Raw genomic sequence first — 23,450 nt, 5'->3', positions numbered from 1 at the left:
AGTTTTTCAAATGGAGAATTGTATGCGCCGTCCCCCTCCCAAGAAAACGAAATGGTGGCATCTCTCCCGTGAAGAGGTCTTTAGGCTCATTGCGCTGCTCCCCGCGCTCTTGAGTTTGTTGCTCCATTGGTGACAGCCTTGCTGCGGTTGTCATTCGCGACGGCCAGTTTTGCCCACCGCCCCGCGGCGAGTAGTTCGGCGCCTCCACGCCGATCGGCATGCCCGCCCTTGGCGCCGAAAGCCTTCCCGACGTCGGCGACGTTGCCACCAGAGAGGATGGCCTCAATTACCGTATCGATGTTGGACGGTGGGTTGATCGGGTCTGGACTTCCAGCGAGCCTTACGTCGCCGCGACTCTTACCGATCTTGAGCTGACCTAGACCGCCTATGGCACCAAGGAAGAAAGCGCCCGGTGCGATTGCTGGCTGGCAGAAACCAAAGCGGCAGTTGTGGCTAAACTCGAACTCTTGGCGCTGCGGCTTGATGTTGATGCCGCGCGAAGTCCCATCCCAATTGCCTGTTGTCGCCGGCTCTGGCGTCGCATCGCCAAGCCGTGGCTGCACCATTGGAAGCGCCATGTACGCCTCCAAGGAACGCGGATCCGGATTCTTACCGCGAGGTCTTCCGTCCTTACGGCTTCGGTCGACATTCAATCCGGCTTGAGTGGGCAGATTGTCATTGGCGGCCTGCGGAAACCGTTCTCGAGCTATCAACCAAAGAGCAGCGGCGCCTTCCTCGTCATGTTTCTTCAACCAGTTCCAGGCCGGTCGCCCGCCGCGGAAGCGGATCCTGACAGCGGTTCGCTTCTCCTCCGGGCTGGCTTTCAGGAAGGCGTCTGTCGCTTCTAGTATTTCCTTACGAGCGGTCTTTGACATCGGGTGGTCATCCCATTCGAGAAAACCGGCCTGGCCGGTAGTCCGTTTCCGCAATGCGCGGTCGGTTAGTTAAGCAACCTTGTCGATGGGCGGCTTGTTATCGTTCGCCGGCCGCCTGTCGGGTCGGATCTTCCAGAACTCAGGCCATGAGATGCGACGAATTTGAACTGTGCCGTCGTTGATTTCGATTGTCCGTGACAGCATCTGCGGTCTCTCTCATGCAGTAGGTGGGCACTTGCGGATTACATCGGCGCGATCGAGGTGAAACTCTCCATTCGCTGACCGGACTTCCACGAGATAGCTTGGCTCATCGCCGCTGCTGTCGACTCCGATGACCTGGCAGGGTTGCCAGTTCATTCTGGTTTCGCCGTCCTTGATCTGCACGACGTAACGAGATGCGGCGTAGGGTGTGATGCTGAACATGTTGAGCTTTCATGGGGTTCTCTCCTCGTTTCTTGTTCTGGTGTGTCGAAGTGCCCGCCGGATTCCACCGGCGGCAGGTGCTTCCACCGCCAGCGGGGTATAAGGGGTGGTGGTGGCTAGGCTGGTGGTAGGCGGTGGTAGGGCGGTAGTAGCCCGGTGGAAGTGTGCGGTGGAATCACACCCCGCTGTAGTCTTCGGAGGTCAAGATGAGACGTTTCCGCTGGCGCGACGGCGGGCCGTCCATCACGATTTTGATCTCATCGGATTCCAAAAGTCGTTGCATCGCGTCGGCAAACTGCCGCTTTGATACACCGCCTGCTTCGGCGTGCTTGGCCATCTTTGCTGGCGCATAGTTCGTGCCGGTCACATCAGAAACGGTCTGGCCGGTCCGATTGAAGGTCGAAAGCAGCTTCCTGAATATCTCGTCGGCCCGCTTGTTAAGGATGCCAGCGACTGGAGACGGCTTACCGTCATCCAAGACGAATGCGCCTTCATGCCAGCGCATTCGAATCTCTCCGCCCTTCTTCCCGTAATTGGCCTTCATGGTGGTGAGGATCCTGACATCGGGATCCGCGCCATCTCCACTGGCCGTGGTGAGGTACAGTCTTGACCGGACGCTGTTGCTCCATGCGGTGCTGCCTGATGAGCCTGTGCCAGTCTGAATGCCCGCCACCGACGGGTGCGAGAGCAAAAGCACCGCCATGTCTAAATCTATCGCGGGCTTGCGGAGCATGCCGATAAACTGTCGAACGTGATTGCGCTTGATTTCGTCGCCGCCAAACAAATCGGCCGAAGTGTCTAGCACCAAGAAGCCTGGACGGAATTCGACAAGCATCTTCACCAGCTTGACCATGTTGTCGGTCGGCTGCATCACTCCTGTTTTGTCAGGGATGGCAAGCAAGGCGTCGCGGCCCGCCATTGGGACGAGTCGAAAATCAGCCATATCGGACAGGTGCCGATGGTGCTCGTGGGTGATGGCGGCCAGTCGTCTGTGGAATTCGTCAGCCTCATCCTCCGCGCCTAGATACATAACGCGGCCGGACATCGGGAGAAGGCCAATCGTCTCGCAGCCCATTGCGCTGGCAGCGGCAATCTGTAGGGCTAATAGTGACTTGCCAACGCCACCGTCGCCATTCAGGATCGTCACTTGGCGCCGCGGTATCAACCCATCTAGAAACCACTCGCGGGTCGGCACCGGTGCCCCATGCCAGTCCGTGGGGTTCACGAAGGGAAGAGGGTTGTTGTCGTTAGCGGCCGTCGTGCCGAGTAGGCTGATGTATGATCCTGGCTTGGGAGGCTCCGCCCTCCGCTGTTTTCCGTCCTTGAATCCGGTTGAGAAATAGCGGCTGCTGTTAGGGAACTTGTAATCGTAGACAGACCAACCGCCATCAATGTCTTCGGCGATTGTGCCGTTCCCCGTTTGGCGCTGCCAGGCCTCGGCAAGTTGCCGGTCAGTCTCAGTCTGCGGGCTGGTCATGCGGCGAAAGCCCCTTAATGGCCGCTTCGGCGGCGTTGGCAATTTCCTGAACAAGAGCCGCGCCAAACGTTACGACGCGCAGGCCACCGGAATTCGGTGCGTAGATGGCTCGATGGCCGTCCGGCTTTTTGATGAGCCGCAGGCCGAACATGCGGAGCTGGTCAGATAGCTCCAAGTCGAAGCGCGCGATGACGCTCCCGGCGCTTGGCGGCTCGGGTCGAATTGATAAAATGTGCAAGTTGGGTAGTTCCCGTTTTTGGAAGTGGCCGCAGTTGGATCCGCAGTGGGTTTTTATTGGAGAGGGCAGGGGTGGTTAGGCGGCCTTCGCGGCAGCTCGTGCGTTGTCGTTCGCGTGGTCATAAATCGCGGTACGGCGGCACCCGGCAAGCCATGCATCCAAGTCGGCGAGGGCATAGCTCACCCCGGCGCCTGCCTTATAGTAGACAGGGCCAGTTCCCGACATGCGCGATTTGTTGAGCCACGATGTGGATTTGCGTATGTATGCAGCGGCCTCGGCCGTGTTCATTTTCCCGGTTGACATCTATCCCTGCCATGCTAGGGTGTTGACGCTCCTGCTAAGTTTGGCGTATAGAGTGCTGAAGCGAATTAGCACACTAGGAGTTTTCACATTTTTTGTCAATCCGTGTCAGGTGATTTCCTGAGGCGGAGCAACGATTTCCAACCATTTCCAGTCCGCCCATTTATCGCCCGTCTCGCGGATATGGGTGTAACGCTGCAGGTTCTGCCAAGACCGATGCCCTGACACGGACGCGACTTGCGGTATTGTCCGGCCAAGTTCGAAAAGCCGCGACACGCCTTCGTGCCGCAAGTCGTGGAATTTCAAGTCTTCGATGTCGACCATGTTGCAGGCGTTGCGCCATGCGAAGTTGATGGTGTCGCCCTTGTACGGAAAGATCAGTTCGCCCGTTTTCGGCGTGGCTTTGATGATTGCCAAAGCCTCCGGCGTTAACTCCGTCCAGATGTTGTTTCCCGAAGAGCCGCGCGGATCCTTGGCGTCTCTAACTAAGATGCGGCTGTGCGCCTCGTCCAAGTCGTCCCAACGGATACGAACTATCTCCCCTTCGCGGCGGGCGCTGTAAAGAGCGAATGCTGCTATCCGCTCCATCGGCAGGCTACGCTCGGTACGGGCAGCGAAGAATTCCATAAGCCGATTCATCTCATCGACAGTGGGCCGCCTGTCCCTTTGGTTGGAGCGTCCAGTCATCTCGAGCTTGGCAGCTACGGTGAGCGCGTCGCTCATAGCTTTGTCGTCAAGCGGAAAACCCCAGGCCGGGCGTGCCAACTTGAATACGCCAGAAAGAAACGTCAGGTACCCCGCAACCGTCGAAGGCTGTCGGGTTTTTGAAAGTTCTCGGGCCAGAGCCACTATATGGTCTGAACGAATTTCGGAGCACCGCTTGGACGCGATGTCGTATCCTTTGAGGCTACTAAGGACAGCTGCTTTGGTGCGACCAAGTCGCTTGGCCTCCCGCTCGTACCGCCCTATGGCCTCGCCAAGGGTTGGATCTTCCTTGTTGATCTCTTCGACGGCGCCAGGCTTCGAAAGCTCGCCCTCGCGGAAAGCTCCCCATGCTGCGGCCTCTCGCCGTTTAGCAAAGGTCTTGTTCTCGCGGTGTACTGTCTTGCCGTCGCGCTTGATAACGATCTGGGCCAGAAACGATGGCGTCCCGTCCTTGCGTTTTCGTTCTATGATGCTGGCCATATCGTACAACACGCCTCCGGGTTCGGTACGACATGTTGTACTATTATTGAAAAAGCATGCAATGGCCGGAATAACCCTGACATAGCCTGACACGCTAACAGACTGATATTGAAGGAAAATATAATGAATCTGATTGCGGCCCTGCCGATGTATGACTGGCCCGAAGTGCGCGGCGAGGTCGACGCGCAATGGGGGCAATTGCGCGATGCCTTCCGGCAAAAGGGCATCGACGCGCCGCAAGCCATCGCGCGCAGCAATGGCGATCTGCCGCCGGTGCCGGGCGGCATCCATGATGCCCAAGGGGCGCTGATCGCGCCGGATCCTTCGACATTGCCGCCGGGCGAACTCGATTATCACAAGCTCTGGCTGCATCCGGCGCTGCTGTTCGCGCAGACCTGCTGGGGGCCGATGGAACTCGGTCTGTCCAGCCATGTGCAAGTGATCGGCCAGCCAAGCTATGACGCCTATGAGGGCGGGCAGGGCGAACTCTATTCCAGCGCGCTGGTGATGCGGACGGGCGAGGGGCCGGAAGTTCGCTCGCCCGCGGACGGCAAGGCCTTGCTGCCGCTCGACCTGTTCCGTGGCAAGCGCTTAACCTTCAACAGCCTGGATTCCATGTCGGGCATGATCGGGCTGACGCGTGATCTGCAGGCGGCCGGCGAAAGCGTCGATATCTTTTCCTCGCGCAGCGAAAGCGGCGGTCATCGCGCTTCGATCGTTACTGTTGCCGAGGGCAGGGCAGATGTCGCAGCAATCGACTGCGAAAGCTGGGCGCTGGCGCAGCGTTTCGAACCGGCGGTTCGCAAGGTGGCGATTGTCGGCTGGACGGCGCGGCGCAAGGGCTTACCCTTCATCACCGCCAGGACGACGCCGGAAAAGACAGTCCGGGCAATGCGCGAAGCCCTTGCCAGCCTAAGCGAGCAGCCTCGCATCCAACGGGTAGGTTGATAGCTGCTCATTGCCGGTCTCGGTGATCAGGATCTGCTCCTCGATCTTGACGCCTTCGCGCCCGCCAAGCCTGCCGATATAGCTTTCCACGCACAGCACCATGCCGGGTTCGATCACGCCGTCCGGCGTATCCGGCGTCCAGTCGCTGGCATGCGGCAGCGTGGGGTATTCGTCAGCCAGGCCGACGCCGTGGTAGAGCACGCCGTAGCGGGTCGAGAAGCAGTCTCCCGGCGGCACCGCCGAGCGCTCGACAAGGTCGCGAAACGAGATGCCCGGCTGCATCAACTGCGTGTTGTGCTCGATCTGGTCGGCGGCGATGCGGAACAGGTCGCGCTGCTCATTGCTCGGCCTGGCATCGCCGCACAGCCAGGTGCGCGACAGGTCTGCGCAGAAGCCGTATGGGCCGATCAGGTCGGTGTCAAAGGCAACGAGGTCGCCGGCCTCGATGATGCGCGACGAGCACTCCTGGAACCACGGATTGGTGCGCGGGCCGGACGTCAGTAGCCGCGTTTCGATCCATTCGCCGCCGCGCGCAATGTTGCCGCGGTGCAGCTCGGCCCACAGTTCGTTCTCGGAAATGCCGGGCTGCAGAGCCTGTTCCATCTCGCCCATCGCCGCCTCGCAGGCGACAATGGTGCGGCGCATGGCGAGGATTTCGTCCGGTGATTTGATCAGCCGGGCATTCTCCATCACCGCTTCGCCATTGCCGATGGAGATGCCGAGACGGGCGAGTTCCTCGACGCCTTCTGGATTGATGTGATCGACCGCGATGCGGCTGTTGCCGCCGCCATGTTCCCTCACCAGATCGGCAATGCCGGCGGCCCAGCGGCGGACCTTTTGCTCCGTGAGTTCGCCGCTGTAGAGATACATCCACGAGACAGCCGGGCGCACTTCGTCGACGACGCCGGACTGGTCGGACAGATGCTCGCAGGAGAAATAGTCGAACAGCACCACAGGGCCTTCGGTGGCGACGAAGCAATGCCGCGTCGGATTGTGCGCCACCCACAGCTGCATGTTGGTCGAGTCGGTGGCGTAACGGATGTTGACGGGGTCGTAGAGCAGGGCGCCGGCATAGCCGCGCCGCTTCAGCTCGGCGCGGATGCGCTCCAGCCGGTATTTGCGCATCGCCGGAAGATCGGGGGCGGCAATGCCTGCCGCCGCCCATTCTGCTTCAGCCTGCGCGCCATAGCCCAGCACATGCTGGTTGAGCGACGCCGCCTTCTGGCGGGAGCCTTCACGCAATTCCTCGATCGAGCCAGGCTCGAACGGCATGATCTTGCGATGGCGGCCGAAGCCGCCTTTTGGCGCCGCGCCGTCCATGGCTGAACCTCAGGTCCGCATCTTCTCGCCGCTCGGGTCGAAAGGCGCCTCGACATTGATGCGCGCCGGGCGACGGTGTCCGAGGATCTCGATCTCGAACAGGCCGGCACTTTCGTCCTCAGCGAGTGCCGCAGGAACGTAGCCCTGCGCCATCGACTTCTGGACATAGTGGGCATAGCCGCCCGACGTCACCCAGCCGACCACGCGCCAGTCGCCATCGACGATGCCGCGCACGGCAGAAGCGCCTTCGGCAGCCTTGGAGCCACGCACTTCCTCGCCCTTGTCGTCGAAGCGCGGCGCGCCATAGCCATGCGGCTTTTCCACCGTGCCAAAATCCTTGCTGACCTTGGCCCAGATCGGCTCGTCGCCCATGACGTCGGCATCGGCGGCGTCGACGATGAAGGAGACGCGGCGCAGTTTCGGGCCTTCCGCCTGTTCCTTGGCAGCGGCTTCGCGGCCGATGAAATCGTTCTTCTCGAGCTTGATGAAGCGGTCCATCGAGCCTTCGAATGGTCCGTAGATCGGCCGCAGCTCGCGGAACCAGGTCGGGAAGTTCTTTTCCAGGCGCATTGAGAGCAGGGCGCGCATGCCGAAATCGACCAGGCCGAATTCCTCGCCGGCATCCTTGATCGCCTTATAGACCAGGCGCTGGTAGGCCGGCGCCATCCAGATCTCGTAGCCGAGATCGCCGGTGTAGGTGATGCGGTTGACCATGCAGGGGGCGCCGCCGACTGCCATCTCGCGGAAATCCATGAAGCGGAAGGCTTTGGTCGAGATGTCCGTATCCACGAGCTTTTGCAGCAGATCACGTGACTTTGGTCCGGCGATCGACAGGCCGACCAGCGTCTGGTCGAAGCGATGGATGCGCACCGAACCGTCTTTCGGCAGGTGCTTCTCGAACCAGCGCATGTGGTATTTCTGCGCGGCCGAAGAGCCCCAGATCATGAAGCGGTCTTCGCCGGCCTTGGCGATGGTGAAGTCGCCGATCAGCTTGCCGAATTCGTTGATCATCGGGGTTAGCACGATGCGGCCGGTCTTCGGCATGCGGTTGGTCATCAGCCGGTTGAGGAACTCTTCCGCGCCCGGCCCCGACACTTCGTATTTGGCGAAGTTGGCGATTTCGGTGACGCCGACGCGCTCGCGCGTGGCGCGCACTTCCTCGCCGATCGGGCCGAAATCGTTGGAGCGGTGGAACGAGACGATATCCCTGGGCTCCTTGGCCTTCGGCGCGAACCAGAGCGGGGTTTCAAGGCCCCACGAGTCGCCCATGACGGCGTTGTTGGCGAGCATGGTGTCGTAGAGTGGGGTCGTCTGCGCCGGGCGTGCGGCCGGCAGTTCCTCATTGGGGAAGCGGATCGAGAAGCGGCGCGAATAGTTTTCGCGCACCTTGGCGTTGGTGTAGCGCAGACCGGCCCATTCGCCGAAGCGGGCGACATCCATGCCCCAGACGTCGAAGCCGGGATCGCCATGCACCATCCAGTTCGACAGAGCGAGGCCGACGCCGCCGCCCTGGCTGAAGCCGGCCATGACGGCGCAGGCGCACCAGAAATTGGTCAGGCCCTGCACCGGACCGACCAGCGGGTTGCCGTCGAGCGCGAAGGTGAAGGGGCCGTTGATGATCTGCTTGATGCCGGCCTTCTCGATGCCGGGGAAGTGCTTGAAGCCGATTTCCAGCGACGGCGCGATGCGGTCGAGATCGGGCGGCAGCAGTTCATGGCCGAAATCCCAGGGTGTGTTGACCGGCGACCATGGCTTGCAGGCTTTCTCATAGGTGCCGAGCAGGATGCCGTTGCGCTCCTGGCGGGTGTAGATCTCACCCTTGAAGTCGAGCACGCCGATCATCTCGCGGCCGGTCGACTTGTTGAACTCCTCGACCTCCGGCATCGGCTCGGTCAGGAGATACATGTGCTCCATGGCCAGCACAGGCAGTTCGACGCCGACCATGCGGCCGATCTCACGCGCCCACAGGCCGCCGCAATTGACGACATGCTCGGCGTGGACCGTGCCCTGTTCGGTGACGACATTCCAGGTGCCGTCGGGCTGCTGCGTGAGATCGACGACGCGGTTGCGCAGCACGATCTCGGCACCGAGTTTCTTCGCCGCCTTGGAATAGGCGATGGTGGTGCCGGACGGGTCGAGATGGCCTTCGACCGGATCCCACATGGCGCCGACGAAGTTCTTCTCATCCATCAGCGGGAACATCGCCTTGGCTTCGGACGGTGTGATCAGCTCGGTGTCCATGCCGAGATAGCGGCCCTTGGCGTGGGCCAGCCGCAGGAAGTCCATGCGCTCCGGCGTATCGGCCATCATCACGCCGCCGGTCAGGTGCAGCGAGCAGGACTGGCCCGAGATTTCCTCGATCTCCTTGTAGAGCTGCACGGTGTAGGCCTGCAGCTTGGCGACGTTGGGGTCGCCGTTCAGCGTGTGGAAACCGCCGGCCGCGTGCCAGGACGAGCCGGAGGTCAGCTCCGAACGCTCGATCAGCATGATGTCGGTCCAGCCGGCCTTGGCCAAGTGATAGAGCACCGAGCAGCCGACGACACCGCCGCCGATGACAACCGCTTTTACATGGGATTTCATGAAGATAGGTCCGTTTTTGCGTAAATTGAATCAGAGGTTTCGGTCGCTGGCGGTCACGACGCCCGCCATGCACGATCAAAAATCGGTCGGCGCGCCGCCTTCGGCCGTGCGCTTCTGGACGAAGTCGTTGAGTTCCTCGCGGATCGCCGGATCCATGTAGGGCTCTTCATAGGATGCCAGCCGTTCCTTCCAGACCTTGTTGGCCTTCTCCATCGCCGTTGGCGAGCCAGCTTCCGCCCAGGTCTCGAAATTGCGCCAATCGGAAATGATCGGCGAATAGAAGGCGGTCTTGTAGCGGTCCTGCGTATGCTGGGTGCCGAAGAAATGGCCGCCGGGGCCAACCGACTGGATGGCGTCGAAGCCGAGCGCCTCCTCTGACAGGTCGAGCGGGGTGAGGAATTCGGCCACCATCTGCAACAGGTCGATGTCGAGAATGGTTTTCTCGTAGGAGCAGCGCAGGCCGCCCTCGAGCCAGCCGGCGGCATGCATCATCAGATTGCCGCCGCCCTGGATGGCGCCCCACAGCGAGAACACGCTCTCATAGGCCGCCTGCGCGTCGACCGTGTTGGCGGCGCAGGTGTTGGAGGTGCGGTAGGGGATGTTATAGCGGCGGGCAAGCTGGCCGCCGACAAGCTGCGCCTTCATATATTCGGGCGTGCCGAAGGCCGGTGAGCCGGACTTCATGTCGACATTGGAAGTGAAGCCGCCATAGCCGACAGGCGCGCCCCTGCGCACCATCTGGGCAAAGGCGATGCCGGACAGCGCCTCGGCATTCTGCTGCACCAGCGCGCCGGCGATGGTGACCGGCGCCATGGCGCCCGACAGGGTGAAGGGCGTGACGACAACGACCTGGCCCTTGCTCGACATCTGGATGATACCTTCCATCATCGGCACGTCGAGCTTGAGCGGCGAATTGGTGTTGATGATGGTGAAGACGGACGGCTCCTCGAGCAGTTGCTCGTGGCTGATGCCGCGCGCGATCCTGGCGATCTCGATGCCGTCGACATTGCGCTCCTTGCCGAGCGAATAGATGTGAAACACCTTGTCGGTCAGCGTGGCGAGGTCGCGGATGCATTCGAGGTGGCGCACCGACGGATGGATATCGGTCGGCTCGACCGGATAGCCGCCGGTGCAGTTCAGGATGTTGTGCATCTGCGCCAAGCGCAGGAAATTGCGGTAGTCGGCCTGGTTGCCGGGTCGGCGGCCTCGATCGATGTCGGAGCAGTTCGGCGCCGACGCCATCATCGAGATGATCAGATTGTCGCCGCCAAAGCGCACATTATGCGCAGGGTTGCGGGCATGGATGGTGAATTCCGACGGGCAGTGCGAGATGAGTTCGAGGATCATGTCGCTGTCGAAGCGTACGCGCTCCGAGCCTTCGCGCACATCGGCGCCATGCGCCTTCATGATGCGGCGGGCTTCGTCGTGCAGGACGTCGACGCCGATTTCCCTGAGCACGCGCAAGGAGGCGAGGTGGATCGATTCCAGCTCGTCTTCCGACACCAGCCTGGTCGGCGCCAGCGGGTTTTTCAGCTGGCGGAAAGCCGGTTGCTCGAACGCGGCCGAGCCTCCGGCGCGCTTTCCGGCGCGGCCGCCACGGCGGGCACGGTCGGGTGCCAGGGCCGGTTCTAAGGGGTTTACGGCGGCGGTCATGATGGTCCTCGTAGGATGCGAATAGCGGGCGGCATAATGGACCGGCGGCCCGCCGGCCATTGCGGAGGCGGCGACCACTAGGGCGAGGGAAGCGACATGCCGGAACGGCAGCTGTGTGGCTGCGGCATCGCCTGATCACCGCGCTGTTGGCGCAAGCGGATTTAGCTTACCGGCCCTTTCTTTCCCCGAATTGAACCCGTAGCTGGTGGGCCTTGCCGGCAGGGAGGTCAGCCGGCACCTCACATGGAATGATGGAATGGTCGCAACCAGCTCGAGCGAAGGCGAAGCGGGGACGCAGTGGGCAGCGCTCGCCGGCGTCACCGCGGCACTTGCCATGTTCGGCGCCGCGCAAGGGCTGAGCTCACCGCTGTTCACGCTTTTGATGCAGAAGCAAGGCATGTCGCCAGGGCTGATCGGCCTGTCGGCGGCGATGATGCCGCTCGGCCTGATCCTGTCGGCCTCGTTCGTGCCAGCGGCGGTGCGGCTGGTCGGTGCGCGCAACCTGGCGGTCGGCTGCTCGCTGATCGGCGCGCTGTGTTTCCTCGGCATCGGCTATCTGCAGAACTGGATGGCCTGGTACATCATCCGCTTCATCATCGGGGTCGTCATCAATCCGCTCTATATCCTCGGCGAGGTCTGGGCGCTGTCGCTAGCGCCGCCTTCGCGGCGCGGCCGGGTGATGGGCGTGTTCAACACGCTGATGGGCGCCGGTTATGCGGCGGGGCCCTTCACCTTGACCTTCGTCGGCACGTCGGGCTGGGCACCCTTCAGCGTCGGCATCGGTGGCTTCGTGCTTTGCGCGGTCATCCTGCGCCTTGTCTCCTCGAAGCTTACCGGGTTCGAGGATGACGGGCAGCCAGCCGGCAGCTTTGTCGGCTTCGCCCGGCTGGCGCCGGCGCTGCTGCTGGCCGTGCTGGTCTCGGCCGCCGTCCAGCAGAGCACCTATGCGCTGGTCCCGGTCTTCGGCACCGGCTATGGCCTGCCGGAAGCCGTGCTCGCCGCGCTGGTGATGGCACTGTCGCTCGGCAACATCCTGCTGCAGATCCCGCTCGGCCTGCTGGCGGAACGGTTCGGTGGCCGCCCGATGATCGTAGCCTGCGCGGTGGCGACGGCAATCTGCGCGGCGCTGCTGCCGCTGCTGATCACCACGCCGCTGATCTGGGGCGTGCTGCTGGTGATGGGCGCGGTGGGCTACGGCGTCTATACGATGGCATTGGTCGAACTCGGCAGCCGCTTCAAGGGCACGCTGCTCGTCACCGGCAATGCGGCCTTCGCCCTGCTGTGGGGCGTTGGCGGCATTGTCGGCCCGCCGGGCGCCGGCCTGCTGATGCAAGGCATCGGCCCGCTGGGCCTGCCCGTGGTGATCTTCGGTCTCGATGCGGCTCTGGTCGCCTTCGCCTTGTTCCGCTCCTCGCAACGCCGAGCCACCTGACATGGATCTGGCTGGAGCAAGCGCTTTCCGCCGGCGGGGCTTACCGCTGTTTGGCCGAGCCGGTAATCCTGCCGGGCACCAACGGTAGGACCATGGCCGCGGCGGATTCGAAAACTGGCGAAGGAATGCAATGGGCGGCGATCACCGGCGTGATCGCGACCGTCTCGGTGTTCGCCATCGCGCAGGGGCTGTCCTATCCGCTGCTGAGCTTCATCCTGCAGCGCCAGGGCGTCTCGCCGGCGATGATCGGCCTGTCGGCGGCCATGACGCCGATCGGCTTCATCGTCTCGTCGCTGGTGATCCCGGGGCTGGCGCGGCGGTTCGGGGCGGGGCGCACGGCGCTTACTTGCGCCGCGCTCTCGGCCGTCGTGCTGGCGCTGATCGGCTGGACGCAGAATGTCTATCTGTGGCTTCCGCTGCGCTTCCTGATCGGCGTGGTGACCAACCCGCTATATGTCTTGAGCGAGATCTGGGTGATTGCCCTTGCGCCGCCGGCCAGGCGCGGGCGCATCATGGGCGTCTATTCGACGATCATTTCGGCCGGCTTCGCGGCCGGCCCGCTCTGCCTGCTCGCCGTCGGTACGCAGGGATGGCCGCCCTTCCTCGTCGGTATTTGTGCCTTCGTGCTATGCGGCATGTGCCTGGCGTCGGTGCTGCCGCGCCTGCCGAAGGTGGACGAGGCCGGGCATCGGGTTTCCGTTCTGGGCTTCGTACCGATGGCGTGGCTGCTTCTGTTGGCGGTCATCGTGGCCGCGGGTTTCGAACAGGGGGCGCTGGCCTTGCTGCCGGTCTATGGCAACCACTATGGTATCGCGGAAGCCCGCATGTCGGCGCTGCTGTCGATGATGATCGCCGGCAACATTGCCATGCAGGTGCCGCTCGGCCTGCTGGCGGAGAGGCTGACCGCACGCCTGGTGCGGCTCGCCTGTGTTTCCTTGACCGTGCTCGGATGCGTGTTGCTGCCGCTTCTCATCGAAACGCCGCTGATCTGGCCGATGATCTTCGTCTGGGGAGCGGTCTCCTACGGCATCTACACGATGTCGATCATCGAGCTGGGCGAGCGTTTCACCGGCTCGACCCTGGTCGCCGGCAACGCCGCCTTCTCGCTGATGTGGGGCGTCGGCGGCATAGCCGTGCCGCCGCTGGCCGGCAGCGCCATGGATATACTGGGTGCGAGAGGCCTGCCGATCACGCTTTGCCTCATGTGCCTGGCCCTGGCGGTCGCGAGCCTCGCTGGTCGCGCGAAGGCCTAAATCCTTGGCTGCAACTCTTGAATATCGGACGCGGCATGTCGATGTTGCATGCCCAAGCATTGCCTATTTGGAGATTCCATGACCAAGCCCATCGCCAAGCCAGAAGCCGATACCGCGGACCCCTTCCTCTGGCTGGAGGACAGGACCAGCAAACAGTCGCTCGACTGGGTGCATGGCCAGAACGAGATCGCGGTTGGCGAATTGCAGGGCGATCCTTCGTATCAGGCGTCGTTTCAGACGGCACTCGACCTGATGACGGCCGAGGACAACATCGCCGTCGGCGCGGCAGTAGCCGGCCACGTCTATAATTTCTGGCAGGACAAGACCAATGCGCTCGGCCTGTGGCGCCGCACGACGGTCGCTTCCTACAAGACCGAGAAGCCGGTCTGGGAAACGATCATCGACTTCGACGAGCTTGCGGCGAAGGAGGGGATAAAATGGGTGTTCAGCGGTGCCAGCCGGCTCTATCCGGACTTCAGCCGCTGCCTGCTGTCGATGTCGCCGGACGGCGGCGACGCCAGCGAGATGCGCGAATTCGACATCGAAACCAGATTGTTCATCGAGGGCGGGTTCCGTGCGCCGGCTTCCAAGTCGGGTTTCGGCTGGCTGGACAAGGACACGGTCATCGTCTCGGCGGCCTTCGAGGAATCCGACAAGACCGAGTCCGGCTACCCGCGTGTGATCAAGCTCTGGAAACGCGGCACGGCGCTGGAAGAGGCGACGCCGATCTTCGAGGCGCAGAAAGACGATCTCGCCGCAGGAGCCGGCGTCGAGTTCGACGGCGAGAAGCGTCACGTGTTCCTGGCGCGGGCTATCAATTTCTTCGCGTCGCACAGTTTCCTGCATCTCCCATCTGGCGAAAACAGGCGCATTCCGCTGCCCGACGACGCCACCGACACATCGCTTTTCAAGGACCAGCTGGTGTTCGGGGTGCGCACGCCATGGATGGCACCGGATGGCACGGTGTGCAAACCGGACGGGCTCTATTCGCTCGATTTCGCGCACTGGATCGAAAGCGGCGGTTTCGGCGCCATCGAAACCTTGCTGGCGCCGGCGCATCGCGTGTCCATCGCCGGGCTCGCCAGAACGCAGGACCGGCTGTTCGTCAGCCTGATGGACAACGTGCGCGGCAAGGTTCTCGTCTGCGAGCGCAAGAATGGCGCCTGGTCGCTGAAGCCGGTCGCGTTGCCTGAGAACGGCACTGTCGGCATCAGCCATGCCGAGCGCTTCGGCTCCAGCGTGTCCTTCTCCTTCACGGATTTCCTGACGCCGAGCTCGATCATCTGGTCGGATGACGACGGCGAGACGCTTGCCACGGTGAAGTCGCAGCCGGCGCGCTTCGATGCCGCGCCGCTGATCTCGGAACAGTTCGAGGCGCGCTCGAAGGACGGCACGATGATCCCATACTTCGTCGTCCGGCGCCGTGACCAGAAAGGGCCGGTGCCTACGCTGCTCTACGGTTATGGCGGCTTCGAAGTGCCGCTCTTGCCGGGCTATGCCGGCGTGCGCGGCAGGCTGTGGCTGGAGAAGGGCAATGCCTATGTGCAGGCCTGCATTCGCGGTGGCGGCGAGTTCGGGCCCGCCTGGCACCAGGCGGCGCTGAAAGGCAATCGCCAGAACGGTTTTGACGATTTCGCCGCGGTGGCCGAGGACGTCGTCAGGCGCGGCATCGCGACGGCTGCCTCGCTCGGTATCCAGGGCGGCTCGAATGGCGGCCTGCTGACCGGCGTTTCGCTGACGCAGCGCCCGGAACTCTTCGGCGCCGTCATCATCGAGGTGCCGCTGCTCGACATGCTGCGCTACACCGAATTGCCGCCCGGCGCCTCATGGATCGCCGAGTATGGCGATCCGTCGAAGCCGGAAGACGCCAGGTGGCTGTCCGCTTATTCGCCCTACCAGCATGTCAGGGCGGGTGCCGCCTATCCGCCGGTGCTGCTGACGACCTCGACCGCCGATGACCGCGTCCATCCCGGCCATGCGCGCAAGATGGCGGCTCGCCTGCAGGAGGCCGGCCACGCCAGGACACTGTTCTTCGAGGAGACCGAAGGCGGCCACGGCGGACGGGGCGACCGCCGGCCGCAGGCGGCGCAGACGGCGATGAAATATGTGTTCCTACAGCGGGCACTGAGAGCCAAGGTATAAGGCGCGTCGCGACGCGCGTTATGCCTTTGTTTTCGTGCATGTCGTTCTCCTAAGACCGGGACCACCTTTGGGCGACATGCATAGAAGTATTCCGTCATGGGCCAAGCAAAGGGTGGTTCACCTCGGCCAGCCTTTGCTCTAAGGTGCCGGGCATGGCTCCTGCTATGATCTTTGTCTGCACGTTCGGGGTCGCGGTGACACCGTCGCCGCGCACGCTGCGCGCGGAGCTTTTGCGACTGTGCGCCCGCATCGGTTATTCGCCGCCCGCCAGCCTCTGATGCATTCGCCCCGGCGCCAGCCGGACTGAATCCAGAGGAAAGAATCAGACATGACCTATCAGAATTATTCGCTGAAGCAGCTTCAGCAGATCGACGCCGCGCACCATCTCCATCCCTTCACCGACCACAAGGAATTGCGTGAAGCGGGTTCGCGCATCATCACCCACGCCAATGGCCCGTTCATCTACGATTCCGAAGGGTTGGAATTGCTCGACGGCATGGCCGGCCTGTGGTGCGTCAACATCGGCTATGGCCGCGACGAACTCGCCGAGGCCGCCTACGCCCAGATGAAGGAACTGCCTTACTACAATTCCTTCTTCAAATGCTCGACGCCGACGCCGGTGCTGTTGTCCAAGAAGCTGGCCGAGATCGCGCCGAAGAACGTCAACCAGGTGTTCTACGGCTCCTCCGGCTCGGAAGCCAACGACACCGCCTTGCGTCTTGTACGCCACTACTGGGTGATCGAGGGCAAGCCGGAGAAGAACCGCATCATCTCGCGCAAAATGGCCTATCACGGCTCGACCATCGCCGCCACGTCGCTCGGCGGCATGGATGCCATGCACAAGCAGCTCAACGGGCCTGTGCCCAACATCGTGCATGTGATGATGCCCTATGCCTATGAGCTGGCGCTGCCGGGCGAGAGCGATCATGATTTCGGCCTGCGCGCGGCCAAATCGGTCGAGGACGCTATCCTCGAGGCCGGCGCCGACAAGGTCGCGGCCTTTATCGGCGAGCCGGTGATGGGCGCGGGCGGCGTCAAGATCCCGCCGGCGAGCTACTGGCCCGAAGTGCAGCGCATCTGCCGCAAATATGATGTGCTTTTGATGCTGGACGAGGTCATCACCGGCTATGGTCGCACCGGCGAGTGGTTCGCGGCCCAGACCTTCGGCATCGAACCGGACACCATCACCACGGCCAAGGCGCTGACCTCGGGCTATCAGCCGCTGTCGGCGCTGCTGGTCGGCGACCGCATCACCTCGACGCTGGTCGAGAAGGGCGGCGAGTTCAACCACGGCTACACCTATTCCGGGCATCCGGTGGCCTGCGCCGTGGCCTTGAAAAACCTCGAGATCATCGAGCAGGAAGGCCTGGTCGAGCGCGTCAGGAACGACACCGGGCCTTATTTCGCCAAGGCCTTGCAGGAGCGCATCGCCGGGCATGACCTGGTCGGCGAGGTGCGTTCGATCGGCCTGATGGGCGCGATCGAGATCGTCAAGGACAAGGCGACCAAGGAGCGGTTCCTGCCGTCGGGAAGTGCCGCGGTGACGGTGCGTGACCATGCCATCGCCAATGGCATGATGCTGCGCGCCACTGGCGACACCATGATCCTGTCGCCGCCGCTGATCTGGACCCGCGACACGATCGACATGGCCTGCGAGCGGATCGGCAAGGCGCTGGATCTGGCGCAGGCCGATCTGCGCAAGCGGTAAGGCGAACCTCGACCGGGCGTTTCTTCAGGGGAACGCCCGCCCTCGAGAAACATACTGCCTCCATGGGGAACAAACTTCACCCTCCGCGCGTAGTGTGTGGGGCGGCAGCCATCCGGCTGTAGCAAGGGGTTCATTTCCATGAGAAAAACCGGCAAGAGCCGACGCGCGCAAGAAGCGGCCAGCATCGGCGCTGACCTGATGTTGGCGCCGATGGTGGCGATGATGCGCCTGCCGTTGATGGCGATGGACGCCGGCAGCAGCCAGCCCTGGGGCACCGAAAGCGCGCGTGCGGTGAACGAGAAGACCGCGGCAATCGCCGAGGGCGCGTTCGCGGCGCAAATGTCCTTCCTGCAGTCGGCATCGCGATTCTGGCCGGAACTCCTTTCCGGTCGCACGCCGTCGCTGTTCAACGGCGTCGCGGCCGAACTGTCGATCAGCGCCGCGCTCAAGCCCGCCAGCCGCGCGGTGAAGGCGAATTTTCGCCGGCTGTCGTCAAAGGCTTGAAATAGACCCTGCCGAACTTTGATTTTGCGCATTGTCGAAATCATGGTCTAGAACCAATCGGCATACGCACCGATGGGGGACATCATGGCCGGACAACCGCTCAACCAGCCGGCTGAAATCCCGGCCGAGCTCGACCGTTGGAACTGGGGTGCCTTCTTCCTCAACTGGATCTGGGGCATCGGCAACAGCACTTTCATCGCGCTGCTGGCACTGATCCCGGTCGTCAATCTCGTCATGATCTTCGTGCTCGGCGCACGCGGCAGCCGCTGGGCCTGGCAGAACCGGGCCTGGCGCGACGCGGAGCAGTTCCGCAAGACGCAGCGCAACTGGGCAATCGCCGGCCTTGCTATCTGGGTGCTCAGTATCGGGGGCTGTGCGACGGCGGTCGGCAGCATCCCCTTCATGTTCAAAGGCAGTGACGCCTACCACATGACCATGGACGCCGTGCGTGCCGATACCCGGGTCAAGGCGGCCATTGGCGACGACGTAACCGACAATTTCTGGGTCGGCGGCCATCTCAACGTCAGTGCGAATGGAACGGGCGACGCCCAGTTCAGCATTCCCGTCCACGGCGCCAAGGGCAAAGCCACCGTGTTTTCCCATATGGTCCGCAATGCCGGCACGTGGAGCATCCGCCTGCTCGTGGTCAGGGTTGATGGAGTGGACGCGCCGATCGTGCTGACCAACGAAGATCATGTGCCAATCCCGAATGCGGCGATTGGAATATAGACATGAGCCTTGAGTGAGCGCGGCAGAAATGCAAAAACCGCGCTCCATCGGGAACGCGGCTTTGCCAGATACGCATGGCGTTTCGCTACGCAAACACTTGGCGAAACTTACGGGCTCCGGTACGCGAGACCTGATCCGGAGCGCCGGGCGGATGCGATATGTCCGCCTCGCAGTCCGTTTTATAGCGACATCGTTACCGCAGAGTTATCGAGAGCTTAAGCAATTCTAAATTTGCGGTTCTTCTGGCGGGATGATCCGGAAAAAACCCATCAAATCCGTTGGTTACGCTGGGTTACCCCTGAGAAAATTAATTATGCCGGAGAAATCGGCGCCGCCATGCCCCTGGGCGTTGAACAGGGCGTAGAGCTGTGCCGCCTCGGCGCCAAGCGGGGTCACCGCGCCCGCGCTCTGTGCGGCTTCCTGCGACAATTTCAGGTCTTTCAGCATAAGGGCAGCGGCAAAGCCCGGTCTGTAATCCCTGTTGGCGGGCGAGGTCGGCACCGGGCCGGGCACCGGACAATAGGTGGTCAAGGACCAGCATTGGCCCGAAGAGGTCGAGGCGACGTCGAACAGCGCCTGATGCGACAGGCCGAGCTTTTCGGCCAGCACGAAGGCCTCGGCGACGCCGATCATCGAAATGCCGAGGATCATGTTGTTGCAGATCTTCGCCGCCTGGCCGGCGCCGTCGCCGCCGCAATGAACGATGCGCCCGGCCATCGGCTTCAGGGCCGGCTCGGCGGCGGCGAAGGCATCGTCGGAGCCGCCGGCCATGAAGGTCAGCGTGCCGGCCACCGCACCGCCGGTGCCGCCCGAGACGGGCGCGTCGATGGAGAGCAGGCCGTGTTTGGCGGCAATCGCATGCGCCTTGCGCGCCGACTCGACGTCGATCGTCGAGGAATCGATGAACAGCGCACCTTTTTTGGCCCCTGGCGCGATGTCCTCGTAGACCGACAGCACGTGCTTGCCGGCAGGGAGCATGGTGATGACCACATCAGCGTCCTTCACCGCCGCCAAGGCATTGGCCATGATCGTCACGCCATGTTCTTTTGCCACTGTCAGGTTTTCCGGCACTAGGTCGAAACCGTTTACCGCATGCCCAGCCTTGACCAGGTTGGCGGCCATCGGGTTGCCCATGTTGCCAAGACCGATGAAGGCGATCGTCGTCATTGTCTCACTCCCGGAGTTTGCTGACTTCAGCGACCAATCAAGGCACGCGCGATGATGACGCGCATGATCTCGTTGGTGCCTTCGAGGATCTGGTGCACCCTGAGGTCGCGCACCAGCTTCTCGATGCCGTAGTCGTGCAGATAGCCGTAGCCGCCGAGCAGCTGCAGTGCATTGTTGGCGACGTTGAAGCCGGTGTCGGTGACGAAGCGCTTGGCCATGGCCGACCATTTACCGGCATCCGGCGCCTTGCGGTCGAGCTTGGAGGCGGCGGCATAGAGGAAGATGCGCGCTGCCTGCAGCTCGGTCTCCATGTCCGCCAGCCTGAACTGCAGCGCCTGGAATTGATTGATCTTCGAGCCGAAGGCCTTGCGCTCGGCGGTGTAGGACAGCGCCTTGTCGAGCGCAGACTGGGCGCCGCCCAGCGAACAGGCGGCGATGTTCAGCCGGCCGCCATCGAGCCCGGCCATGGCGATGCCGAAGCCCGCGCCTTCACCCGACAGGAGGTTTTCCGCCGGCACCTTGCAGTCCTCGAAGATGACCTGGCGGGTCGACTGCATGTGCCAGCCCATCTTGTGCTCGTTGGCGCCGAAGGAAAGGCCGGGCGCATCTTTCGGCACCACGATGGTGGAAATGCCTTTCGGCCCGTCGGCGCCGGTGCGCACCATGACGGCATAGACGTCGCTGTCGCCAGCGCCCGAGATGAATTGTTTGGCGCCGTTGAGGACATAGTCGCCGCCGCTCTTCGCCGCGCGTGTCTTCAGCGCCGCGGCGTCCGATCCGGAGCCCGGCTCGGTCAGGCAGTAGCTGGCCAGCCATTCCATCGAGGTGAGCTTCGGCAGGAAGCGCTGGCGCTGCTCGTCGTTGCCGAAGCGGTCGATCATCGAGGCCACCATATTGTGGATCGAGATGAAGGACGAAAAGCCCGGATCGGCATGCGACAGCGCCTCGAAGATCAGCACAGCGTCGAGGCGGCCGAGCGCCGAGCCGCCGACATCGTCCCTGACATAGATGCCACCGAGGCCGAGCGGCCCGGTCTCGCGGATCACATCGGCCGGGAAATGCTTCCTGCGATCCCAGTCGAGCGCATTCGGCGCGACGCGGTCGGCGGCGAAGGCCTGCGCCATCTCCTGGATGGCGCGCTGTTCCTCGTTGAGTTCGAACTGGCTGGTGCTCGCATCGACCGCGGCGTCCATGGCGTTCTCTCCCTATATGCCAGCTAGCCCGCTGGCCTGTCGTTTTTGGCTTTGCGCGCGCATCAATCTAGACCAATGATGCCGCCGCGCAACCCGACCCGCTGCGGAGCGGCTGTGCACCAATGCATGCCCGGAGCGAGATGTGACGACAAAATTCGATGAGCTGCTTCGGCAATTCCACGCCTATCTCGCTTGCGTGGACAATGCCCTGGTGCGCGACGCCGTGGCCAGCATCGGCTGGGATATGCCGGCCCGCGCGCTGGAGCCGCATAGGATCAGCTGCGTGCGCCATCTCGACCGTGCCGCCGAGCTGGCGCCACCTGCTGCGAAAGCGTTGGTGCAATGGCTGGTGGAGCATCGCAACGGATTGCACTGGGGGCAGACGTACACCGAGACGGATTTCGGCAAGGCCTTCATCGACAATTATGGCTGGCTGGAAGTGTTCGGCACGCGCGGCCATTTTGCCAATGACGAAGTGGCCGCCGGCCTGCTGATCCTTGGGCCGGAGATCGTCTACCCCGACCATCATCACGTCGCCGAGGAGATCTACATTCCGCTGACGGGCGGTACGGAATGGCGCATGGGCGAGGGCGGTTTTCGCGTGCGGGAGGCGGGCGAGGTCGTCCACCACGCCTCGAATGTCAACCACGCGATGCGAACCGGCAAAGAGCCGCTTCTGGCGCTCTACATCTGGCGCGGCGGGCCGCTGGCGCAGAAATCCACGATCACCGGAACCGCCACGCAGGGCCGAAGCTGATGGCCAGGGCGATCATGCTGCAAGGCACGGGTTCGGATGTCGGCAAGACGGTGCTGGTCGCCGGCCTGTGCCGCGCCGCGAAGAAGCGCGGGCTCAAGGTGCGGCCGTTCAAGCCGCAGAACATGTCGAACAACGCCGCGGTCGCCGACATTCCCGGCGACAACAGCAAAAGCGGCGGCGAGATCGGCCGCGCGCAGTGGCTGCAGGCGATCGCTTGCGGCGTTGCGCCATCGGTGCACATGAATCCGGTTCTGCTCAAGCCGCAGACCGATATCGGCGCGCAGGTCATCGTGCAAGGCAAGGTGTTCGGCGAGGCGCGCGCGCGCGATTACCAGGCGCTGAAGGCCCGATTGATGGACGCCGTGCTGGACTCCTGGGGCAAGGTCGGCGAGGGCGCCGATCTGGTCATCGTCGAGGGCGCCGGTTCGCCGGCCGAAATCAACCTCAGAAGCCGCGACATCGCCAATATGGGCTTTGCCACGCGTGCCGATGTGCCGGTTGTGCTGGTCGGCGACATCGATCGCGGCGGCGTCATCGCCTCGGTCGCGGGCACGCATCTGATCCTGCCGGAAGAAGACCGCCGCATGATCGTCGGCTACCTCATCAACAAGTTCCGCGGCGATGTCTCGCTGTTCGATGACGGCCTCAAGGCGATCGAGAGATTCACCGGCTGGCGGTGCTTTGGCGTCGTGCCGTGGCTCAAGGCGGCGGCGCGGCTGCCTTCGGAGGATTCGGTGGTGCTGGAGCGGCTGGCATCCGGCGAGGCGCGGGCGCTGAAGGTGGCGGTGCCGATGCTTGGCCGCATCGCCAATTTCGACGATCTCGATCCGCTCAAGGCCGAACCGCAGGTCGAGGTGGTGTTCGTGCCGCCGGGAAAGCCGCTGCCGGCCGACGCCGGGCTGGTGGTCATTCCCGGCTCCAAATCGACGATCGGCGATCTCATAAGATTCCGCGAGAATGGCTGGGACCGGGATCTTGCCGCGCATCGCAAGCGCGGCGGCCATGTCGTCGGCATTTGCGGCGGCTTTCAGATGCTTGGTCGCAGGGTGCGCGATCCCGACGGCATCGAAGGCAGTGTCACCGAGGCCGAAGGGCTTGGCCTGCTCGATATCGAAACGGTGATGGAGCCGGAGAAGACGGTGCGCAATGTCAGCGCCCGCTCGGTCCAATTCGACCTGCCGCTCGAAGGCTACGAAATCCATCTCGGCCGCACCTCCGGCCCGGACACGATGCGGCCGTCGGCGATCATCAACGGCGTTGCAGACGGTGCGATCTCCGCTGATGGCAAGGTGTCAGGCACCTATATGCACGGCCTGTTCGGCGCCGACGCTTTTCGCGGAAAATTCCTCGAAAGCCTCGGCATAAAGGGCGCCGGCATCGACTACCGCGCCGACGTCGAACGGGCGCTAGACGACGTCGCGGCCGAGCTGGAGAGCCACCTCGACTGCGACGCGATCTTCGGCCTGGCTCGGTGAGGCGTGCCGATACTCAGGTGAGGCCGGCCTGCAAATGCCGGTTTCCTGTGCTTCCGGTGCTCACCTACTTGAGTACGCTCCGCTCCGGTTC

At 63.1% G+C, this 23,450-nt stretch carries 20 protein-coding genes; 10 read left to right on the top strand and 10 right to left on the bottom strand.

The window, feature by feature from the left end; genetic code table 11:
• Window positions 1-86 precede the first annotated feature (86 nt).
• From AB4Z43_RS02210 to AB4Z43_RS02190, 5 genes are all read right to left on the bottom strand, one after another.
• A complete protein-coding gene (locus AB4Z43_RS02210) occupies window positions 87-875 on the bottom strand; it encodes a hypothetical protein (RefSeq protein ID WP_441935674.1) in 789 nt (262 codons plus the stop codon).
• 216 nt (window positions 876-1,091) lie between these two features.
• The gene (locus AB4Z43_RS02205; protein ID WP_441935672.1) at window positions 1,092-1,298 is read right to left on the bottom strand and encodes a hypothetical protein; all 207 of its coding nucleotides are present in this window, start codon (window positions 1,296-1,298) and stop codon (window positions 1,092-1,094) included.
• A gap of 175 nt (window positions 1,299-1,473) precedes the next feature.
• A complete protein-coding gene (locus AB4Z43_RS02200; RefSeq protein WP_441935670.1) occupies window positions 1,474-2,775 on the bottom strand; it encodes an AAA family ATPase in 1,302 nt (433 codons plus the stop codon).
• Window positions 2,756-2,926 (bottom strand): hypothetical protein, encoded by a 171-nt coding sequence (locus AB4Z43_RS02195; RefSeq protein WP_441935669.1) that lies wholly within the window; start codon window positions 2,924-2,926, stop codon window positions 2,756-2,758. The genes AB4Z43_RS02200 and AB4Z43_RS02195 overlap by 20 nt, the downstream gene beginning before the upstream one ends.
• A gap of 495 nt (window positions 2,927-3,421) precedes the next feature.
• Window positions 3,422-4,498 (bottom strand): site-specific integrase, encoded by a 1,077-nt coding sequence (locus tag AB4Z43_RS02190; RefSeq protein WP_441935667.1) that lies wholly within the window; start codon window positions 4,496-4,498, stop codon window positions 3,422-3,424.
• A gap of 120 nt (window positions 4,499-4,618) precedes the next feature.
• Between AB4Z43_RS02190 and AB4Z43_RS02185 the strand changes: the two genes are divergently transcribed.
• Window positions 4,619-5,446, top strand: a complete 828-nt coding sequence (locus tag AB4Z43_RS02185; RefSeq protein ID WP_441936150.1) for a phosphate/phosphite/phosphonate ABC transporter substrate-binding protein — start codon at window positions 4,619-4,621, stop codon at window positions 5,444-5,446.
• Here the strand turns inward: AB4Z43_RS02185 and AB4Z43_RS02180 are convergent.
• The 3 genes from AB4Z43_RS02180 to AB4Z43_RS02170 form a co-directional block, all read right to left on the bottom strand.
• A complete protein-coding gene (locus AB4Z43_RS02180; protein WP_441935665.1) occupies window positions 5,411-6,766 on the bottom strand; it encodes a M24 family metallopeptidase in 1,356 nt (451 codons plus the stop codon). The two genes, AB4Z43_RS02185 and AB4Z43_RS02180, sit on opposite strands and share 36 nt — an antisense overlap.
• Before the next feature lie 9 nt (window positions 6,767-6,775).
• Entirely contained in the window at window positions 6,776-9,346 is a 2,571-nt protein-coding gene (locus tag AB4Z43_RS02175; protein ID WP_441935663.1) for a GcvT family protein, read from the bottom strand.
• Window positions 9,347-9,421: 75 nt separating this feature from the next.
• The gene (locus tag AB4Z43_RS02170; RefSeq protein WP_027046944.1) at window positions 9,422-10,999 is read right to left on the bottom strand and encodes a trimethylamine methyltransferase family protein; all 1,578 of its coding nucleotides are present in this window, start codon (window positions 10,997-10,999) and stop codon (window positions 9,422-9,424) included.
• Window positions 11,000-11,255: 256 nt separating this feature from the next.
• Here AB4Z43_RS02170 and AB4Z43_RS02165 point away from each other — a divergent pair, with 256 nt between their 5' ends.
• From AB4Z43_RS02165 to AB4Z43_RS02135, 7 genes are all read left to right on the top strand, one after another.
• Complete coding sequence (locus AB4Z43_RS02165) at window positions 11,256-12,431, top strand: MFS transporter (protein ID WP_441935661.1); 1,176 nt, start codon at window positions 11,256-11,258, stop codon at window positions 12,429-12,431.
• 92 nt (window positions 12,432-12,523) lie between these two features.
• Window positions 12,524-13,684 carry an MFS transporter gene (locus tag AB4Z43_RS02160; RefSeq protein WP_441935659.1) on the top strand — a complete coding sequence of 387 codons (1,161 nt, stop codon included), beginning with the start codon at window positions 12,524-12,526 and terminating at the stop codon, window positions 13,682-13,684.
• 78 nt (window positions 13,685-13,762) lie between these two features.
• A complete protein-coding gene (locus AB4Z43_RS02155; RefSeq protein WP_202359778.1) occupies window positions 13,763-15,826 on the top strand; it encodes a prolyl oligopeptidase family serine peptidase in 2,064 nt (687 codons plus the stop codon).
• Window positions 15,827-15,978: 152 nt separating this feature from the next.
• Entirely contained in the window at window positions 15,979-16,104 is a 126-nt protein-coding gene (locus AB4Z43_RS02150; protein WP_080643747.1) for a capsid protein, read from the top strand.
• A gap of 50 nt (window positions 16,105-16,154) precedes the next feature.
• Window positions 16,155-17,534 (top strand): aspartate aminotransferase family protein, encoded by a 1,380-nt coding sequence (locus AB4Z43_RS02145; RefSeq protein ID WP_038647369.1) that lies wholly within the window; start codon window positions 16,155-16,157, stop codon window positions 17,532-17,534.
• A gap of 138 nt (window positions 17,535-17,672) precedes the next feature.
• Entirely contained in the window at window positions 17,673-18,038 is a 366-nt protein-coding gene (locus tag AB4Z43_RS02140) for a hypothetical protein (RefSeq protein WP_027046943.1), read from the top strand.
• 84 nt (window positions 18,039-18,122) lie between these two features.
• The gene (locus AB4Z43_RS02135) at window positions 18,123-18,767 is read left to right on the top strand and encodes a cytochrome c oxidase assembly factor Coa1 family protein (RefSeq protein WP_038652878.1); all 645 of its coding nucleotides are present in this window, start codon (window positions 18,123-18,125) and stop codon (window positions 18,765-18,767) included.
• A gap of 282 nt (window positions 18,768-19,049) precedes the next feature.
• Here the strand turns inward: AB4Z43_RS02135 and mmsB are convergent, their stop codons facing one another.
• Both mmsB and AB4Z43_RS02125 read right to left on the bottom strand, forming a co-directional pair.
• Entirely contained in the window at window positions 19,050-19,934 is an 885-nt protein-coding gene (gene mmsB, locus AB4Z43_RS02130; RefSeq protein WP_441935656.1) for a 3-hydroxyisobutyrate dehydrogenase, read from the bottom strand.
• Between the two features lie 26 nt (window positions 19,935-19,960).
• The gene (locus AB4Z43_RS02125; RefSeq protein ID WP_019858667.1) at window positions 19,961-21,127 is read right to left on the bottom strand and encodes an isobutyryl-CoA dehydrogenase; all 1,167 of its coding nucleotides are present in this window, start codon (window positions 21,125-21,127) and stop codon (window positions 19,961-19,963) included.
• 142 nt (window positions 21,128-21,269) lie between these two features.
• Between AB4Z43_RS02125 and AB4Z43_RS02120 the strand changes: the two genes are divergently transcribed.
• Both AB4Z43_RS02120 and AB4Z43_RS02115 read left to right on the top strand, forming a co-directional pair.
• On the top strand, window positions 21,270-21,884 hold the full coding sequence (locus AB4Z43_RS02120) for a dimethylsulfonioproprionate lyase family protein (RefSeq protein ID WP_441935653.1): 615 nt from the start codon (window positions 21,270-21,272) through the stop codon (window positions 21,882-21,884).
• Window positions 21,884-23,359: a cobyric acid synthase gene (locus AB4Z43_RS02115; RefSeq protein ID WP_038647365.1), complete on the top strand. Its 1,476-nt coding sequence runs from the start codon at window positions 21,884-21,886 to the stop codon at window positions 23,357-23,359. The genes AB4Z43_RS02120 and AB4Z43_RS02115 overlap by 1 nt, the downstream gene beginning before the upstream one ends.
• Window positions 23,360-23,450 lie beyond the last annotated feature (91 nt).

Source organism: Mesorhizobium sp. 2RAF45, assembly GCF_052115225.1.
In the GTDB taxonomy this organism is placed as follows: domain Bacteria; phylum Pseudomonadota; class Alphaproteobacteria; order Rhizobiales; family Rhizobiaceae; genus Mesorhizobium; species Mesorhizobium jarvisii.
This window is presented reverse-complemented; position numbering and strand designations above follow the sequence as displayed.

Excerpts from the sequence above, each read along its gene's own strand:
- AB4Z43_RS02160 (WP_441935659.1), top strand. The coding sequence starts at position 12,524 with ATGGCCGCGGCGGATTCGAAAACTGGCGAAGGAATGCAATGGGCGGCG.
- AB4Z43_RS02175 (WP_441935663.1), bottom strand. The coding sequence starts at position 9,346 with ATGAAATCCCATGTAAAAGCGGTTGTCATCGGCGGCGGTGTCGTCGGC.
- AB4Z43_RS02150 (WP_080643747.1), top strand. The coding sequence starts at position 15,979 with ATGGCTCCTGCTATGATCTTTGTCTGCACGTTCGGGGTCGCGGTGACA.
- AB4Z43_RS02190 (WP_441935667.1), bottom strand. The coding sequence starts at position 4,498 with ATGGCCAGCATCATAGAACGAAAACGCAAGGACGGGACGCCATCGTTT.
- AB4Z43_RS02125 (WP_019858667.1), bottom strand. The coding sequence starts at position 21,127 with ATGGACGCCGCGGTCGATGCGAGCACCAGCCAGTTCGAACTCAACGAG.
- AB4Z43_RS02195 (WP_441935669.1), bottom strand. The coding sequence starts at position 2,926 with ATGTTCGGCCTGCGGCTCATCAAAAAGCCGGACGGCCATCGAGCCATC.
- AB4Z43_RS02205 (WP_441935672.1), bottom strand. The coding sequence starts at position 1,298 with ATGTTCAGCATCACACCCTACGCCGCATCTCGTTACGTCGTGCAGATC.
- AB4Z43_RS02140 (WP_027046943.1), top strand. The coding sequence starts at position 17,673 with ATGAGAAAAACCGGCAAGAGCCGACGCGCGCAAGAAGCGGCCAGCATC.
- AB4Z43_RS02200 (WP_441935670.1), bottom strand. The coding sequence starts at position 2,775 with ATGACCAGCCCGCAGACTGAGACTGACCGGCAACTTGCCGAGGCCTGG.
- AB4Z43_RS02155 (WP_202359778.1), top strand. The coding sequence starts at position 13,763 with ATGACCAAGCCCATCGCCAAGCCAGAAGCCGATACCGCGGACCCCTTC.
- AB4Z43_RS02135 (WP_038652878.1), top strand. The coding sequence starts at position 18,123 with ATGGCCGGACAACCGCTCAACCAGCCGGCTGAAATCCCGGCCGAGCTC.
- AB4Z43_RS02210 (WP_441935674.1), bottom strand. The coding sequence starts at position 875 with ATGTCAAAGACCGCTCGTAAGGAAATACTAGAAGCGACAGACGCCTTC.
- mmsB (WP_441935656.1), bottom strand. The coding sequence starts at position 19,934 with ATGACGACGATCGCCTTCATCGGTCTTGGCAACATGGGCAACCCGATG.
- AB4Z43_RS02170 (WP_027046944.1), bottom strand. The coding sequence starts at position 10,999 with ATGACCGCCGCCGTAAACCCCTTAGAACCGGCCCTGGCACCCGACCGT.
- AB4Z43_RS02180 (WP_441935665.1), bottom strand. The coding sequence starts at position 6,766 with ATGGACGGCGCGGCGCCAAAAGGCGGCTTCGGCCGCCATCGCAAGATC.
- AB4Z43_RS02145 (WP_038647369.1), top strand. The coding sequence starts at position 16,155 with ATGACCTATCAGAATTATTCGCTGAAGCAGCTTCAGCAGATCGACGCC.
- AB4Z43_RS02115 (WP_038647365.1), top strand. The coding sequence starts at position 21,884 with ATGGCCAGGGCGATCATGCTGCAAGGCACGGGTTCGGATGTCGGCAAG.
- AB4Z43_RS02165 (WP_441935661.1), top strand. The coding sequence starts at position 11,256 with ATGGTCGCAACCAGCTCGAGCGAAGGCGAAGCGGGGACGCAGTGGGCA.